Origin of the sequence: Streptomyces pseudovenezuelae, from assembly GCF_029892565.1 — a bacterium.
GTDB lineage: Bacteria > Actinomycetota > Actinomycetes > Streptomycetales > Streptomycetaceae > Streptomyces > Streptomyces pseudovenezuelae_A.
The window spans coordinates 170,532-184,961 of the sequence record NZ_JARXVH010000009.1 but is presented as its reverse complement, the minus strand read 5'-3'; the positions used below and the strand labels follow the sequence as shown (position 1 = coordinate 184,961).

The 14,430-nt window shown below is 70.3% G+C and carries 13 protein-coding genes; 8 read left to right on the top strand and 5 right to left on the bottom strand.

Going from position 1 to position 14,430, the window contains the following annotated elements; genetic code table 11:
• Nucleotides 1-20: 20 nt before the first annotated feature.
• On the bottom strand, nt 21-1,445 hold the full coding sequence (locus M2283_RS28395) for an MFS transporter (RefSeq protein WP_280879255.1): 1,425 nt from the start codon (nt 1,443-1,445) through the stop codon (nt 21-23).
• Between the two features lie 301 nt (nt 1,446-1,746).
• Between M2283_RS28395 and M2283_RS28390 the strand changes: the two genes are divergently transcribed.
• The gene (locus M2283_RS28390) at nt 1,747-2,673 is read left to right on the top strand and encodes a DUF3027 domain-containing protein (protein WP_280879254.1); all 927 of its coding nucleotides are present in this window, start codon (nt 1,747-1,749) and stop codon (nt 2,671-2,673) included.
• Nucleotides 2,674-2,683: 10 nt separating this feature from the next.
• Here the strand turns inward: M2283_RS28390 and M2283_RS28385 are convergent, their stop codons facing one another.
• From M2283_RS28385 to M2283_RS28375, 3 genes are all read right to left on the bottom strand, one after another.
• Entirely contained in the window at nt 2,684-2,941 is a 258-nt protein-coding gene (locus tag M2283_RS28385) for a hypothetical protein (RefSeq protein ID WP_280879253.1), read from the bottom strand.
• Nucleotides 2,938-3,285 carry a hypothetical protein gene (locus tag M2283_RS28380; RefSeq protein ID WP_280879252.1) on the bottom strand — a complete coding sequence of 116 codons (348 nt, stop codon included), beginning with the start codon at nt 3,283-3,285 and terminating at the stop codon, nt 2,938-2,940. Before M2283_RS28380 ends, M2283_RS28385 begins: the two co-directional genes overlap by 4 nt.
• A 123-nt stretch (nt 3,286-3,408) precedes the next feature.
• Nucleotides 3,409-3,885 (bottom strand): ATP-binding protein, encoded by a 477-nt coding sequence (locus M2283_RS28375; protein WP_280879251.1) that lies wholly within the window; start codon nt 3,883-3,885, stop codon nt 3,409-3,411.
• 154 nt (nt 3,886-4,039) lie between these two features.
• Between M2283_RS28375 and M2283_RS28370 the strand changes: the two genes are divergently transcribed.
• The 7 genes from M2283_RS28370 (at nt 4,040) to M2283_RS28340 (ending at nt 11,940) form a co-directional block, all read left to right on the top strand.
• The gene (locus tag M2283_RS28370) at nt 4,040-4,900 is read left to right on the top strand and encodes a DUF5753 domain-containing protein (protein ID WP_280879250.1); all 861 of its coding nucleotides are present in this window, start codon (nt 4,040-4,042) and stop codon (nt 4,898-4,900) included.
• Nucleotides 4,897-5,106 carry a DUF397 domain-containing protein gene (locus M2283_RS28365; RefSeq protein ID WP_280879249.1) on the top strand — a complete coding sequence of 70 codons (210 nt, stop codon included), beginning with the start codon at nt 4,897-4,899 and terminating at the stop codon, nt 5,104-5,106. The genes M2283_RS28370 and M2283_RS28365 overlap by 4 nt, the downstream gene beginning before the upstream one ends.
• Nucleotides 5,107-5,173: 67 nt before the next feature.
• On the top strand, nt 5,174-8,305 hold the full coding sequence (locus tag M2283_RS28360) for a sacsin N-terminal ATP-binding-like domain-containing protein (RefSeq protein ID WP_280879248.1): 3,132 nt from the start codon (nt 5,174-5,176) through the stop codon (nt 8,303-8,305).
• Nucleotides 8,306-8,421: 116 nt separating this feature from the next.
• Nucleotides 8,422-8,754: a hypothetical protein gene (locus M2283_RS28355; protein WP_280879247.1), complete on the top strand. Its 333-nt coding sequence runs from the start codon at nt 8,422-8,424 to the stop codon at nt 8,752-8,754.
• Between the two features lie 200 nt (nt 8,755-8,954).
• Complete coding sequence (locus M2283_RS28350; RefSeq protein ID WP_280879246.1) at nt 8,955-9,734, top strand: calcium-binding protein; 780 nt, start codon at nt 8,955-8,957, stop codon at nt 9,732-9,734.
• 124 nt (nt 9,735-9,858) lie between these two features.
• Nucleotides 9,859-10,809, top strand: coding sequence for a hypothetical protein (locus tag M2283_RS28345; protein WP_280879245.1), 951 nt, complete (start codon nt 9,859-9,861; stop codon nt 10,807-10,809).
• Nucleotides 10,810-11,052: 243 nt separating this feature from the next.
• A complete protein-coding gene (locus M2283_RS28340; RefSeq protein ID WP_280879244.1) occupies nt 11,053-11,940 on the top strand; it encodes a hypothetical protein in 888 nt (295 codons plus the stop codon).
• 45 nt (nt 11,941-11,985) lie between these two features.
• Here M2283_RS28340 and M2283_RS28335 read toward each other — a convergent pair whose 3' ends face one another.
• The gene (locus M2283_RS28335) at nt 11,986-14,379 is read right to left on the bottom strand and encodes an HAD-IC family P-type ATPase (RefSeq protein ID WP_280879243.1); all 2,394 of its coding nucleotides are present in this window, start codon (nt 14,377-14,379) and stop codon (nt 11,986-11,988) included.
• Between the last annotated feature and the right edge of the window lie 51 nt (nt 14,380-14,430).

Sequence of the window (14,430 nt, the reverse complement as noted above, 5' to 3'; positions counted from 1 at the left end):
GGGTGCGGCGTGCCCGGGTGTTACGCCACGCGGGGCTTGGAGGAGCCTCCGTGGCGGGCGGAGCCGAACAGTCCGCGGGCCGTCGCCAGCCAGCCGAGGGCGAGGACGGCGGCGGCCACGGACAGGCCGAGGGTGCCGTTCAGCGGCATCACGATGCCGATCGCGCCGCCCAGGACCCAGGCCATCTGCAGCATGGTCTCGGAGCGGGCGAACGCGGAGGTGCGCACCGTCTCGGGCACGTCCCGCTGGATCAGCGCGTCCAGGGACAGCTTGGACAGCGCCTGCGAGAACCCGGCGACCGCGGCCAGACAGGCCACCAGGAACGCGCCGAAGAAGATCGCGGCGACGACCGCGGCGCCCAGCACGAACGCCAGCATCACCACGATGATGATCTCCGGTGCCCGGGATCTGAGCCAGGCCCCGACCGCCGTACCGAGTGCGTTGCCCACGCCCGCCGAGACGGCCACTATGCCCAGCGACACGGCCGCGCTGGACCCGGTCAGCGGGTGCTCGCGCAGCAGGAAGGCGAGGAAGAAGGTCAGGAAGCCGGAGAGCCAGCGCAGGGCCGCGTTGGCGCCGAGCGCGTGGGTGACCGCGCGGCCGACCGTCCTGAGGCCCGGGCGCTTGACGGGCCGCAGGTGCGGGCCGTGCAGGTGCTCCTCGTCCGAGGCGAGCAGCGCCACGTCCTCGTCCTTGGCCGAGTCGACCTTCGGCGGCAGGGTGAAGGACAGGAACGTACCGGCGACGTAGATCACGAAGGCGCCGTAGAGCGGCCAGCGCGGCCCGATCGCCTGCAACCCCGCCCCGATGGGCGCGGCCACACCGGTGGCGAGGAGGCCGCCCAGGGTGACCCGCGAGTTGGCCTTCACCAACGAGATGCGGGGTGGCAGCAGTCGGGGCACCACGGCGCTTCTGATGACGCCGTACGCCTTCGACGCGACCAGCACGCCGAGCGCGGCCGGATACAGCTCCAGGCTGCCGGTGGCGACCGCGCCCGAGATGATCAGCGCGAGCAGCGCGCGGGCCAGCATCGAACCGGCCATCGCGGCGCGGCGGCCGTGCGGGAGCCGGTCCAGGAGCGGGCCGATGACGGGGGCCAGGACGGTGAAGGGCGCCATCGTGATGGCGAGGTAGAGCGCGACGCGGCCGCGGGCCTCGTCGGTCGGCACGGAGAAGAAGACCGTGGAGGCGAGGGCGACCGTGATCATCACATCGCCCGCGCCGTTCACACCGTGCAGCTCGATCAGCTTGCCGAGGCCGGATTCACCGGCGCCGTGCGCGTGTGTCGCCTTGCGGATTCCGCGTGCCGTGCCGGTCACCGGGAAGTGCAGGGCGCGACCGACCGCGCGGACGGGTCCGCCGATACGGCCCGATCCGCCACTCTGACTCTTCCCCTTGACCCCACCGACACCGGTGGCTCCGTGGGGCGTCCTTGCGGCTGCCACCCCGTCATAGTGCCCCGAGAAAGCTGTGGGTAGTGCGGTTACCGCGCGTATGAACGCTTATGAAGCGATGAACCATCACGTCGGTGTAGGCCGAGCGGTCGCGAGAAGGTAGCGTGCGTAGCGCGTCGTGGCGAACGTTCTCGGCCGCGCGCCTCTCTGTCATCCCGCAGAATGGACGATGAGGTGCGCCCGAGCGCGATCGGGCGTGGACGTCGACGCGGTCCTTCGGTCCGCTCCGTCCGCATCCGCTCGCCTTCAGGCCGGCGCACCCGAGTGACGGCGTAGGAGAGAAGCGATACCTGTGAGCGCAGCGACCACGCGAAGCCGGACCACCGACCGCCTGTGCGCCGAGGCCGTCGACCTCGCCCGCGCCGCCGCCGAGGAGGCCGCCGCGCCCGGCGTGGTCGGCGAGCACTCGGGTCTCCAGGCCGACGGCGACCGGGTCGTCACGCACTTCTTCGAGTGCAAGGAGCTCGGCTACCGGGGCTGGCGCTGGGCCGTGACGGTCGCCCGCGCCTCCCGCGCCAAGCTCGTCACGCTGGACGAGGTCGTCCTGCTGCCCGGCCCCGACGCGCTGCTCGCCCCCGAGTGGGTGCCGTGGAGCGAGCGTCTGCGCCCCGGCGACATGGGCCCCGGCGACCTCCTGCCCACCGACGCCGAGGACCTGCGTCTGGAGCCCGGCTACACCGGCGTGGAGGACCCCGCTCCCGACTCCGCCGTCTCCGAGGAGATGGCCGAGCTGGTCGACGCGGAGGACATCGAACTCACCGCGGGCGTCCCGGCCGACCTGCCCGTCGCGCCGACCCGCGGCTCGATCGCCGCCGTCGCCGAGGAACTCGGCATGCGCCGCGCCCGCGTCCTGTCGCGCTACGGCCTGCACGTCGCCGCCGACCGCTGGGAGGAGTCCTTCGGCTCCGAGACCCCCATGGCCCAGGCCGCCCCCGCCGCCTGCGTCAGCTGCGGCTTCCTCCAGCCCATCGGCGGCTCCCTCGGCCAGGCCTTCGGCGTCTGCGCCAACGAGTTCTCCCCGGCGGACGGCCGCGTGGTGTCCTTCGCCTACGGCTGCGGCGGCCACTCCGAGGCCGCGGTCATGCCCAAACCGCCCCAGCCGGCCCTGCCGGTGATCGACGAGACCCAGGTGGACCCGTTCCCGCTGAGGCCTGCGGCGGACTCGGGGTCGGTGCCGGTCGTCTCCGACGAGGACGGGGCGGAGTTGGGGCACTCCTAGCGGGAGTGGCTCAGAAGCCCAGGTAAGTGATCTGGACGAGGTAGACGCGTTCGCCGCGCACGACGACTTGATAGGTGAAAAAGCCGCCGGGGACGATGATGTCCCCGCCTTTGGGGTCGGTGCCTTCATGGGCCCGGCCGTGGACGTGTAAAGCCTCCGCGGCTCTGACCAGTTCGTCGGCCCTGCTTTCCACGGCGGCGAGGAAGCCTGAGGGAGCGGTGCGGGCGGCTTCTTCCGCTCCGAAGGCGTACTCCCATTTCCAGGTCACTCGCGAACTGCCCTCATGGCTTCGTCCAGGACGGCACTCAGATCGCGAACGGCCTCCTGAGCCAGTGCCGGATCTTCATGCTCCAGGTTGCCCTTCGCACGGGTGTACCGGGTAGACAGGTCCGGTCGGCGGGCGATCTCGATATCCCTGGCCCACGCCAGCACCCAGCTCTGCACAGGGCTCAGAGACTGCCACTCGACCGCCTTGGCGAAGGCCTCGTCCTTCGTGGCCTGCATTTCGTCCAAGCGCCCCGGCGCCACGACGGCGAGAGCGGCACGCAGCGTGTCGGGGGTCTGCTCGGGACGGGGGATCAGCTCGTGCCCGTGGTCGGCCTGAGTGCTCATGGTGTCCTCCAGAGGGCGCTCCGGCCAGAGTATCCGGGCCGAGGGCCGGGAACAGGTCAGAGCGGTCTCAGGCATGCGTACCGGTCCTGAGCTCCGGTGAGGGTGGGGCTTGGTCGGGTTCTTTCATCCTCGTGGTCCTTGGGGAAGGGCGCCCGTATCGCCGCAGCACGGGGAACCGGGTTCCGGTGCGAGCAGGGTGACTTCGGCCCAGACCGTCTTGCGTGGGGGTGGGCCCGCCGCGACTCCCCAGCGGGCGGCAAGCGCTTCTACGAGGATCAGTCCACGTCCTGATTCCGCCTCGGCGGACGGTTGCCGGGGGCAGGGCCGGCGGTCCCCTGCGGTGTCGGTCACCTCGATCCGCAACGTGTCGCCCACGACGTAGAGCAGCAGGCGGAAGTCCCGGCCGGGGACGCGTCCGTGGACGACGGCGTTGGCGGCCAACTCCGCCACGAGGTGCTCCGCCGGGGTTGGCGGGAGTCCCCAGGAACGGAGTTGCTCCACAGCCAGTAGTCGGGCGAGGCGGGCGCCTCGGGGTGTGGGGGACAGCTGCACGCTGAAGTTGCGGATGGGGGTGGTGACTTCGGCGGATTCCTGGTTCACGTCACCCAGCGTGGCGAGGTTTGCCTACCGTAAACAGTGACGACGCCGTTGCGTACGGTGACTGTCCAGGTGTTGTCCAGGGATGTCCAGACTGTCGAATCAGGGTGGACGGGTAGGCGGTGGCCGGGTGGTCGTAGCTACGGAGGGGTGCGCGATGTCGGTGGACGGTGGGGTGGACGAGCCCGGCTGGGAAGTCGATCCGGACGACGAGTGGGGGATCGCGGTACTCGCCACGGTGGGGCGGCAGTTGAGGCTGCGGCGGGAGGCGGCGGGGATGAGGGTCGCCGAGTTCGCGGTGGCGGTGGCGGTGGGGTACGGGGAGGACTTGGTCTACAAGATCGAGGGTGGGAAGCGGATTCCCCGGCAGGAGTATTTGGACAGGTCCGACGAGGTGTTGGACGCGGGCGGGCTCATCTCGGCGACGTGGGAGGACGTGAAGCGGGTCCGGTACCCCAAGCAGGTGCGGGACTTGGCGAAGATGGAGGCGAAGGCGGTGGAGCTTCAGCTCTACGATCCGCTGAACATCCACGGCTTGTTGCAGACGCCGGAGTATGCGCGGGCGTTGCTCCTGATGAGGCGTCCCGCCTACTCGCACGACGAGATCGAGCGGTTCATCGCCGCGCGCGTGGCCCGCAAGGCGGTGTTCGAGCGAGAACCGGCGCCCGAGATCAGCTTCGTACTGGAGGAGTGGACGCTACGACGCCCGCTCGGCGGCAGGACGGTGTTGCGCCGCCAGCTCGAAGGGCTGCTTGAGGCAGGGCAGTTGCGCAATGTCGAGCTTCAGGTGATGCCGATGGACCGAGAAGAGCATGCCGGGCTGGCAGGTGGTATCGACGTGCTCAAGTTCGAGGACGGTTCAGCGGTGGGACGCTCTCCAGCGGTGGCCAGCGGGCGCCCCGTATCCGAGGCCAGGCAACTCCGTATCCTGGAACTTCGCTATGGCATCATCCGGGCTCAGGCGCTCACACCACGTGAGTCCACGGCTTTCCTCGAACAACTGCTGGGGGACACATGATCCGCACCACTGTGGCCGGGGGCGCGTCCGACCTGACGTGGTTCAAGAGCAGTTACAGCAGTAGCAGCGAAGGTGACTCCTGCGTCGAGGTGGCCACCACCCCCGCCACCATCCACATCCGCGACTCCAAGGTCACCGACGGCCCCCGCCTCACCGTCACCCCGACCACTTGGTCCGCCTTCGTCACCCGTACCCCGGAAGGCTGACCACCGCTTTCCATTGCCATGCCGCACGGGCTGTACCTTCATCCTCACGTCGATGAGGAGAGTGAACGTGAGCAAGTTCGTGCGGCGGGCCCCCGAGGGAGCGGACCCCTTCGGTACCGCCCGCCTCAGGCGGGGCGTGCTCGACGCCTGGGCCACCAGCCCCGCCCGCTTCCGTGAGGACGCGAACGCCGAGGAGGACCTGGTCCTCGGCGGCTACCGCGACCGCCTCGTCGTCGAGCTCGCCCAGAACGCCGCCGATGCGGCAGCACGGGCAGGCGTTCCTGGTCGGCTCCGTCTCACCCTCCGCGACGGCGTCCTCGTCGCCGCCAACACCGGCGCCCCCCTCGACGCGGCCGGCGTCGAATCGCTGTCCACGCTCCGGGCGAGCGCCAAGCGGGACACGCCGTCAATCGGCCGCTTCGGCGTCGGGTTCGCCTCCGTCCTCGCCGTCACCGACGAACCCGCCGTCGTCGGGCGGCACGGCGGCGTCCGCTGGTCGCTCGTCGAGGCCCGCGAGCACGCCGCCGAAACGGCACGGCACAGTCCCGGCCTCGGGGACGAGGTCCGGCGCCGAGACGGCCATGTGCCGCTGCTGAGGCTCCCGTTCGCCGCCGAGGGCACCGCCCCCGACCCGTACGACACCGCCGTCATCCTGCCCCTGCGGGACGCGGCCGCCGCCGATCTCGCCGAGCGGCTCCTGGACGCCGTCGACGACGCGCTCCTCCTCGCCCTGCCCGGGCTGGCGGAGGTCGTGATCGAGACGGACACCCTGCGGACGCTCCGCCGCGGCAGCGACGACGCCCTCACCGTCGTGGACGACTCCCTTCACGGGACCACCCGTTGGCGTACCGTCGCCGCGAACGGGCCGCTCACCCCCGACCTGCTCGCCGACCGGCCGGTCGAGGAGCGGCTCAGGCCGTTCTGGTCGGTGACCTGGGCGGTGCCGGTGGATGCCGAGGGCGCTCCCGAGCGGCCACGGACCAGCCCGTACGTCCATGCCCCGACCCCCAGCGACGAGCCGCTCGGCGTGCCCGCGCTGCTCATCGCCTCGCTGCCCCTGGACACCACCCGCCGGCATGCCGCGCCCGGTCCGCTGACCGACTTCGTGGTGCAGCGGGCGGCGGACGCGTACGTCGAACTCCTCGCCGGCTGGCGGCCGGTGGGGGAGGGGATCATCGGGCTGGTGCCCGGGCCGCTCGGGAAGGGTGAGCTGGACGGGACGCTGCGCGCGGCGATCCTGGAGCGGCTGCCCCGGACCGCGTTCCTCCCGCGCGCGCAACCGGCCGTCCTTCCGACGGTCGACGACCAGGACTCCGAACTGCCCGAGGCGCTGCGCCCGCGCGACGCAGAGATCGTCGAGGGCGCCGGTGACGACACCGTGCGAGTGTTGGCAGAGGTCCTGCCGACCCTTCTCCCCGCCGGGCTCGAACGGCGGGTGGAACTGCGGACGTTGGGCGTGGCCCGGGTGCCGCTGACCGATGCCGTGGACCGGCTGGCCGGGCTGGAGAAGGAGCCCAGCTGGTGGCAGCGGCTGTACGACAGCCTCGCCGGGGTCGACCCCGACCGGCTGTCCGGGCTGCCCGTGCCGCTCGCCGACGGGCGTACGACCATAGGGCCCCGGCAGGTGCTGCTGCCCACGGCGGACGCCGACGCGCTGATCGACCCCGAGGTGCTGGCGCGGCTCGGGCTCAAGGTCGCGCACCCGGACGCCGCCCACCCGCTGCTGGAGAAGCTGGGCGCGCTGCCCGCGACGCCCCGGGCCGTGCTCACCACGCCCCAGGTGCGGGCCGCCGTCGCCGCCTCCCTGGACGACGATGGCGGGTTGGACTGGGAGCAAGAGGCGCCCGACGCGGAGGAGTTGGCCGACACGGTCCTCGCCCTGGTGCGGGATGCGGGCCTGGAGCCTGGTGACGAACCGTGGCTCGGCGCGCTCGCCCTACCCGACGAGGAAGGGGAGTTGGCGCCCGCCGGTGAACTCGTCTTCCCCGGCAGCGCCTTCTCCCAGGTCATCCGCGAGGACGAACTCGCCGCCGTCGACACCGAGTTGGCCGAGAAGTGGGGTCAGCAACCGCTGGCCGCCTGCGGTGTCCTCGCCGACTTCGCCCTCGTCCGCGCCACCGACGTCGTCCTGGACCCCGACGAACTGGAGCCCCGGGACGGCGACTTCGCCGAACCCGACGACGCCGGGCTGCTGGACGCCGTGGACGTGTGGAGCGAGGACGTTCTGGACCGGTTCCCGGACTCGCCGGTCCCCCCCGTCGCCACCGAGCTGATCGCCGTACGCGACCTGGACCTGGTGGACGACGACAAGTGGCCCCAGGCCCTCGCCATGCTGTCCCGCCCCCCGCTGCGCGACGCCCTCGTCCAGCCGGTCCGCGTCCTCCTGCACGACGGCACCCACGAGGTCGTACGGCCGTACACGGCCTGGTGGTTGCGCGGAAACCCGGTCCTCGACGGCCGCCGCCCGGCGGGCCTCCTCGCCGCCGGTGGCGACCCGCTGCTCCGTGGCCTGTACGACGAGGCCGACGCGACCGGCTTCGACGACGAGCAGGTGCTGCGCGCGCTGGGCGTACGAACATCCGTATCCGCCCTCCTCGACGAGCCCGGCGGCGCCGCCGAACTCCTCGACCGCCTCGCCGACCCCGACCGCCACGTCACCGGCGCCCAACTGCACGCCCTCTACGGCGCCTTGGCCGACCTGGACCCGGAGCAGGTCACCCTGCCGGACGACCTGCGGGCCGTGGTCGACGGCGACGTGGTCGTGGTCGACGCGGCCGACGCGGTGGTCGTCGACTCCCCGGACCTGCTCCCCTTCACGGACGGCGTCCCCTTGCTCCCGGTCCGCCCGGCGCGCGCCGCCGAGTTGGCGGAGCTGTTCCAGGTCCGCCGCCTGAGCGAGTCCGTGACGGGGTCGGTGGACTCGGAGGGCACCGAACACGAGGTACCGGAGTCGGTACGGGGCCTGCTGGGCGACCGCACCCCGACGACGTACACGGAACACGAGGAACTCGTCGTCGACGGCGTCGAGTTGGACTGGCGCCTGACGGTGGACGGCGTGCTGCACGCGTCCACCGTCGAGGGCGTGGCCGCGGGCCTCGCCTGGGCGGCCCGCCAGTGGCCCCGCCGCTTCGAGGTGGCGGCACTGCTGGAGGATCCTTCACGGACGGATGAGCTGGGGCGGGACCGGTGGTTCGACTGACCGCGCAACGGCCGTGCGGGCAGCGGTGGTTGGTGGAGGCGGAAGCCTGTTGACCTTTTGTGGATCACGCTTTTAGCGTGACCGGGACTTCTGCTGACCACTGAAGGAGCGGGGAAATGAGACGTATCACCAAGGCGACGGCGCAGGCTGCCGTCGCCGCTGTGGGGCTGAGCGCGTGTCTGGTAGTCGGCGCGAGTCCCGCCCAGGCGGCCGTCGACGACTGCAAGGCATCGTTCAACGGCGAGGACAACCTGGCGCAGGCCGTTTGCTCCTCGGGCTTCGGGGCGTACCGGGTGAAGTCGAAGTGCGACTCGCCCAACTACCCCTACCAGATCACCATCTACGGCCCCTGGGTGAACCGGTACTCCGGCCAGGCCCACCCGCCGTACTCCAATGTGGACGGTGACCGGTACAACTGCCACATCATCAGCGCCCAGGTGGACGTCTAGTCACCTAGGTACCGGTCGGCCGCCCATCGGCCACCGATCGGCCACGAGGGTCCGTCGGCCTGCCGGCGGGCCCTTTGCCGTTCCGTGGCCGATCTTGAAATTTCTCGCACAAAATTCTCACCACTCGTACAACCTTTCCCATCCGTCACGGATCTGATCAGGGGAGCCACCAGGCTCCCTGATCACAACGTGGGGAAAGCATGCGTATTCGAGCCACCGTGGCCGCCCTCTCGGGCGCTCTGGCCCTCTCCGCCCTCGCCGTGCCGGCCGCGCACGCCGACGAGGTGCACGGGGACACGACGATCTCGAACGTCGTCGTGAACGGCGGCAAGCCGGTCTCCGTCGGGGCGACCGCGAAGAAGACCATCTCCGTCACCTTCACCGTCAAGGACAACTCGGGCGTCGACTGGGCGCAGGCCATCCTGTTCCACGGCGCGGACATCGACCACTCCGACAGCGGCGCCGTGGCCAACAGCAGTGACGGCCAGGCCACCTGCACCGTCGTGAACGCCACCACGTCCAACTGCAAGTCGACCTTCGACATGGAGCCCGGCTACAACCTGATCAACAAGGTCGCCGGCACGTGGAAGGTCTGGGCGATCGCGACGGGCAACGACGCCAACTACGTCCAGAAGGACAACGCCAAGTCCTTCAAGGTCCTGCGCGCCGCGCAGCTGACGGTCAACGCCGCGCCGGAGCCGGTGAAGAAGGGCAAGACCGTCACCGTCACGGGCAAGCTCACCCGCGCCAACTGGGACACCGGCAAGAACAGCGCCTACACCAGCCAGTCGGTGAAGCTGCAGTTCCGCAAGAAGACGTCCAGCACGTACACGAACGTCAAGACCATCAAGTCGACCTCGACGGGCGCCCTGAAGACGACGACCAAGGCGACGGTCGACGGCTATTTCCGCTACTCCTTCGCGGGCTCCTCGACCAGCCCGGCGGTCAGCGCCACGGGCGACTACGTCGACGTGAAGTAGTCGACAACGTGGAGCGGTCGGCGACCTGAAGCGGTCGTCGACGTCAAGTGAGCGGCGTGGGTTCTGCCCGCGCCGCTCTCCCATCGCTTTCCCCCTGTTTCCCTCTGCCCACCCGAGGAAGCCCATGCGTATTCGCGCCACCGTGGCCGCCGTCTCCGGCGCCCTGGCCCTCTCCGCCCTCGTCGTCCCTGCCGCGCACGCCGACGGTTCGCCGCTGGGTAAGGACCAGCTCGTGAAGGCCGCGCAGACCGTCCGCGAGGCGGCCGACGGTGCCTCCGCGGCCGGCAAGTCCGGCGTCAGCGCGTCCGCCGCCGCGGACACCGGCACCCCGTACGCGCTGAACGTCGCGTTCTCCAACGTGAAGATCAACAAGGGCAAGCCGATCGTCGCGGGCGTCAGCGGCCACGTCTCCGTCCCGGTGACCTACACCGTCACCCACGACGAGGGCCTCGACCTCAACGCCCCCGACATCTGGGTGGACGTCGAGATCTACCGCGGCTCCTACGACGACCCGGACAACTACCTGATCGGTGACGACTGGCCCGTCTGCACCGCGGCCACGACGACGACGTCCACCTGCAAGGGCACCATCGACGTCTACCCGACGATCGACCTGTTCGGCAACGCGGACGCGACCAGCTGGAAGGCCGACGGCTACGTCATCGACTGGAACGACCAGGACCCGCTGGACGACGACATCGACCTGAGCAAGGTCGGGTTCGGAGCCCAGGACAAGGTCGGCTCGACCAAGCTCCAGCGCTTCTCGAAGCTGACGGTCAACGCCGCGCCCGAGCCGGTGAAGAAGGGCAAGACCGTCACCGTCACGGGCAAGCTCACCCGCGCCAACTGGGACGACCTGAAGTACCACGGTTACGCCACCCAGAAGGTGGTGCTGCAGTTCCGCAAGAAGACCTCCAGCACCTACACCAACGTCAAGGGCATCAAGACGACCTCGACGGGCACCCTGAAGACCACCACCAAGGCCACGGTCGACGGGTACTACCGCTTCGTCTTCGCGGGCACCGCGACCACCCCGGCGGTCAGCGCCGCGGGTGACTACGTCGACGTGAAGTAGGCCGACGGCGGTGTGAGGGACGGCCGCCCCGGAGGGAGACTCCGGGCGGCCGTCTCCGCGTGCCGGACAGGGACTTCGCGTGCCGGCGAGGCCATCGGCAGGGGCTCCGGGCATGGCCTTCGCCATGTTCACGTAATTCTCATGCCAAATCCTTGATGGCCGTACAACCCGACACATCCATCACGACTCTCACTCGGTGGGTCAAGAGACTCCACCTTCACTTTCTCCCCCTGAGGGAAACACATGCGTATACGAGCCACCGTGGCCGCCGTCACCGGCGCCCTGGCCCTCTCCGCCTTCGTCGCGCCGGCCTCGCAGGCCGCCGACTCGGCCTGGTCGCACCAGGCGGAGGCCGCGAAGGTCCTTGCCGCGCACTCCGGTCAGTCCGCGAGCTCCGCCAAGTCCGCGCTCGCCGCCGACGCGACCGCGGCCGACCTGGGCGTCACCTTCTCGAACCTCAAGGTCGCCAAGGCGGTCAAGGTGGGCACCTCGGCCCACGTCTCCACCACGGTCACCTACACGCTGACCCACGGCGCGAACTACGACATCACGTCGGACGACTTCGACAACGGCCCGTACCTCTACAAGGGCAGCTTCGACGCCCCGGACAACGTGCTGTTCGGCCAGCTCCCGGCGACCTGCACCGCGACCTCGGACACCACCGCCAGCTGCTCCGGCAAGATCGACGTCTACCCGGGCGAGGGCGACCTGATCAACACCGACGCCGGCAAGTGGTCCGCGGGCGGGCTCGCCCTGCAGTACAGCACCGGCGACATCTCCGACCAGGGCGGCCTCGGCTCCAGCCTCGTCCAGCGCGCCTCGCAGCTGACGGTCAACGCCGCGCCGGAGCCGGTCAAGAAGGGCAAGACCGTCACCGTCACGGGCAAGCTCAGCCGCGCCAACTGGGAGACCGGCAAGTACGCCGGTTACGCCACCCAGAAGGTCGTGCTGCAGTTCCGCAAGAAGACCTCCAGCACGTACACCAACGTCAAGGGCATCACGTCGACCTCGACGGGCACCCTGAAGACCACCACCAAGGCCACGGTCGACGGGTACTTCCGCTTCACCTTCGCGGGCACCACCACGACCCCCGCGGTCAGCGCGGCGGGCGACTACGTCGACGTGAAGTAGGCCGCGCCAGGGCCTGATCCGGCATCCGCATTCGCCGGACAGGCCCTAGTCGGGGAACCGGCGGTCGACCACCCTCCACACCACCTCCAGGGCGACCGCCGCCACCGCCGAGATGCCGACCGCGATCCACGGCATCGTCACGCCCACCAGCTTCAGCGCGAAGAAGTGCTGGAGCCAGGGCACGATCAGTACGAGGACGAAGGCCGCGGCCATCGACGCCACCAGGGCCACGCGCCACCAGGTGTAGGGGCGGGCGATGATCGCCAGGACCCACATCGAGATCAGGAACAGCGTGAGTGTCGCCGCGCTGGTCTCCGCGTCCAACGCCCCCTCGCCCGTGTAGTGGTGACGGGCGATCATGTACGTCACGAAGGTCGCCACCCCGGCCACCACCCCGCCCGGGATCGAGTACCGCATCACCCGCCGTACGAAGTGCGGCTTCGCCCGCTCCTTGTTGGGGGCCAGGGCGAGGAAGAAGGCCGGGATGCCGATGGTGAGGGTGGACAGGAGGGTCAAGTGCCGTGGCAGGAACGGGTATTCGACCTGGAAGCAGACCACCAGGATGGCCAGCAGCACCGAGTAGACCGTCTTCACCAGGAACAGGGTCGCGACCCGGGTGATGTTGCCGATGACCCGGCGCCCCTCCGCGACCACCGAAGGCAGCGTCGCGAAACTGTTGTTGAGCAGCACGATCTGCGCGACCGCCCGGGTGGCCTCCGAGCCCGAGCCCATGGAGACGCCGATGTCGGCGTCCTTGAGGGCGAGTACGTCGTTCACGCCGTCGCCGGTCATCGCGACCGTGTGCCCGCGTGACTGCAGCGCGCCCACCATGTCCCGCTTCTGCTGCGGGGTGACCCGCCCGAACACCGTGCCCTCGTCGAGGGCCGTCGCCATCTCCTCCTGGGAGGTGGGGAGTTGGCGGGCGTCGACCGTCGTGCCCGTCAGGCCCAGTTTCGCCGCCACCGCGCCCACCGACACCGCGTTGTCGCCGGAGATGACCTTGGCGTGCACGTCCTGCTCGGCGAAGTAGCGCAGGGTCTCGGCCGCGTCGGGGCGCAGCCGCTGCTCCAGTACTACGAGGGCGGCCGGCTTGGCGCCCCGGGCCGCCTCGGGGTCGTCCAGGTCGCCGGTGACCCGGGCCAACAGCAGGACGCGCAGGCCCTGTTCGTTCAGGCGGACGGTCTCGGCGAGGGCGGGGTCGGCGGGGTCCAGCAGCACGTCCGGCGCGCCCAGCAGCCACGTACTGGTCTCGCCGTCGCCCTCGCTGAAGCGGGCGCCGCTGTACTTGCGGGCCGAGGAGAAGGGCAGGGACCGGGTACAGCGCCAGTCCTCGGCGTCCGGGTAGGCGTCGATGATCGCCTGGAGGGAGGCGTTGGGGCGCGGGTCGGACTCGCCGAGGGCGCCCAGCACTTTGCGTACGTACGCCTCGTCCGTGCCCTGCAGGGGCCGGAGTTCGGTGACGTCCATGCCGCCCTCGGTGAGGGTGCCGGTCTTGTCGAGGCAGACGGTGTCGATCCGGGCGAGGCCCTCGATGGCGGGGAGCTCCTGAACCAGGCACTGTTTCCGGCCAAGGCGGATGACGCCTATCGCGAAGGCGACGGAGGTGAGCAGGACCAGGCCCTCCGGGACCATCGGCACGATGCCGCCGACGGTCCGCGCGATCGAGTCCTTGAGGTCGTTGTCCTTCACGAACAGCTGGCTGATGACCAGGCCGATCGCGGTCGGGATCATCATCCACGTCACGTACTTGAGGATCGTGGAGATGCCGGAGCGCAGTTCGGAGTGGACGAGCGTGAACCGGGAGGCCTCTTCGGCGAGTTGGGCGGCGTAGGCCTCGCGGCCCACCTTGGTCGCTCTGAACGCGCCGCCGCCGGCCACCACGAAGCTGCCCGACATCACCTGGTCGCCGGGACGCTTCACCACCGGGTCCGCCTCGCCGGTGAGCAGCGACTCGTCGATCTCCAGGCCGTCGGCCTCGACGCACACGCCGTCGACGGCCGCCTTGTCCCCGGGCCCGATCTCGATCAGGTCGTCCAGCACGATCTCCGACGTGCTGACCTCGGCCGCGGTCCCGTCCCGCCGTACCGTCGGCTTGGACTCCCCGATCACCGCCAGCGAGTCGAGCGTCTTCTTCGCCCGCCACTCCTGCACGATCCCGATGCCAGTGTTGGCGAGGATCACGTACCCGAACAGGCTGTCCTGGACGGGCGCGACGAACAGCATGATCAGCCAGAGCACGCCGATGATCGCGTTGAACCGGGTGAACACGTTGGCCCGGACGATCTCGCCCATCGACCGACTGCTGCGGACGGGTACGTCGTTGACCTGCCCGCGCGCCACCCGCTCGGCGACCTCGGCGGCACTCAGCCCACGCGCCGTCTCCGGCAGGGGTACCGGGTGCACAGGGTCGAGCTCGGCGCCGGCGTCGATGTGCGTCATGCCTCCGACGGTACGTGCGGATTTGCGGCTTCACCCGCCGAGTGGGCGGAA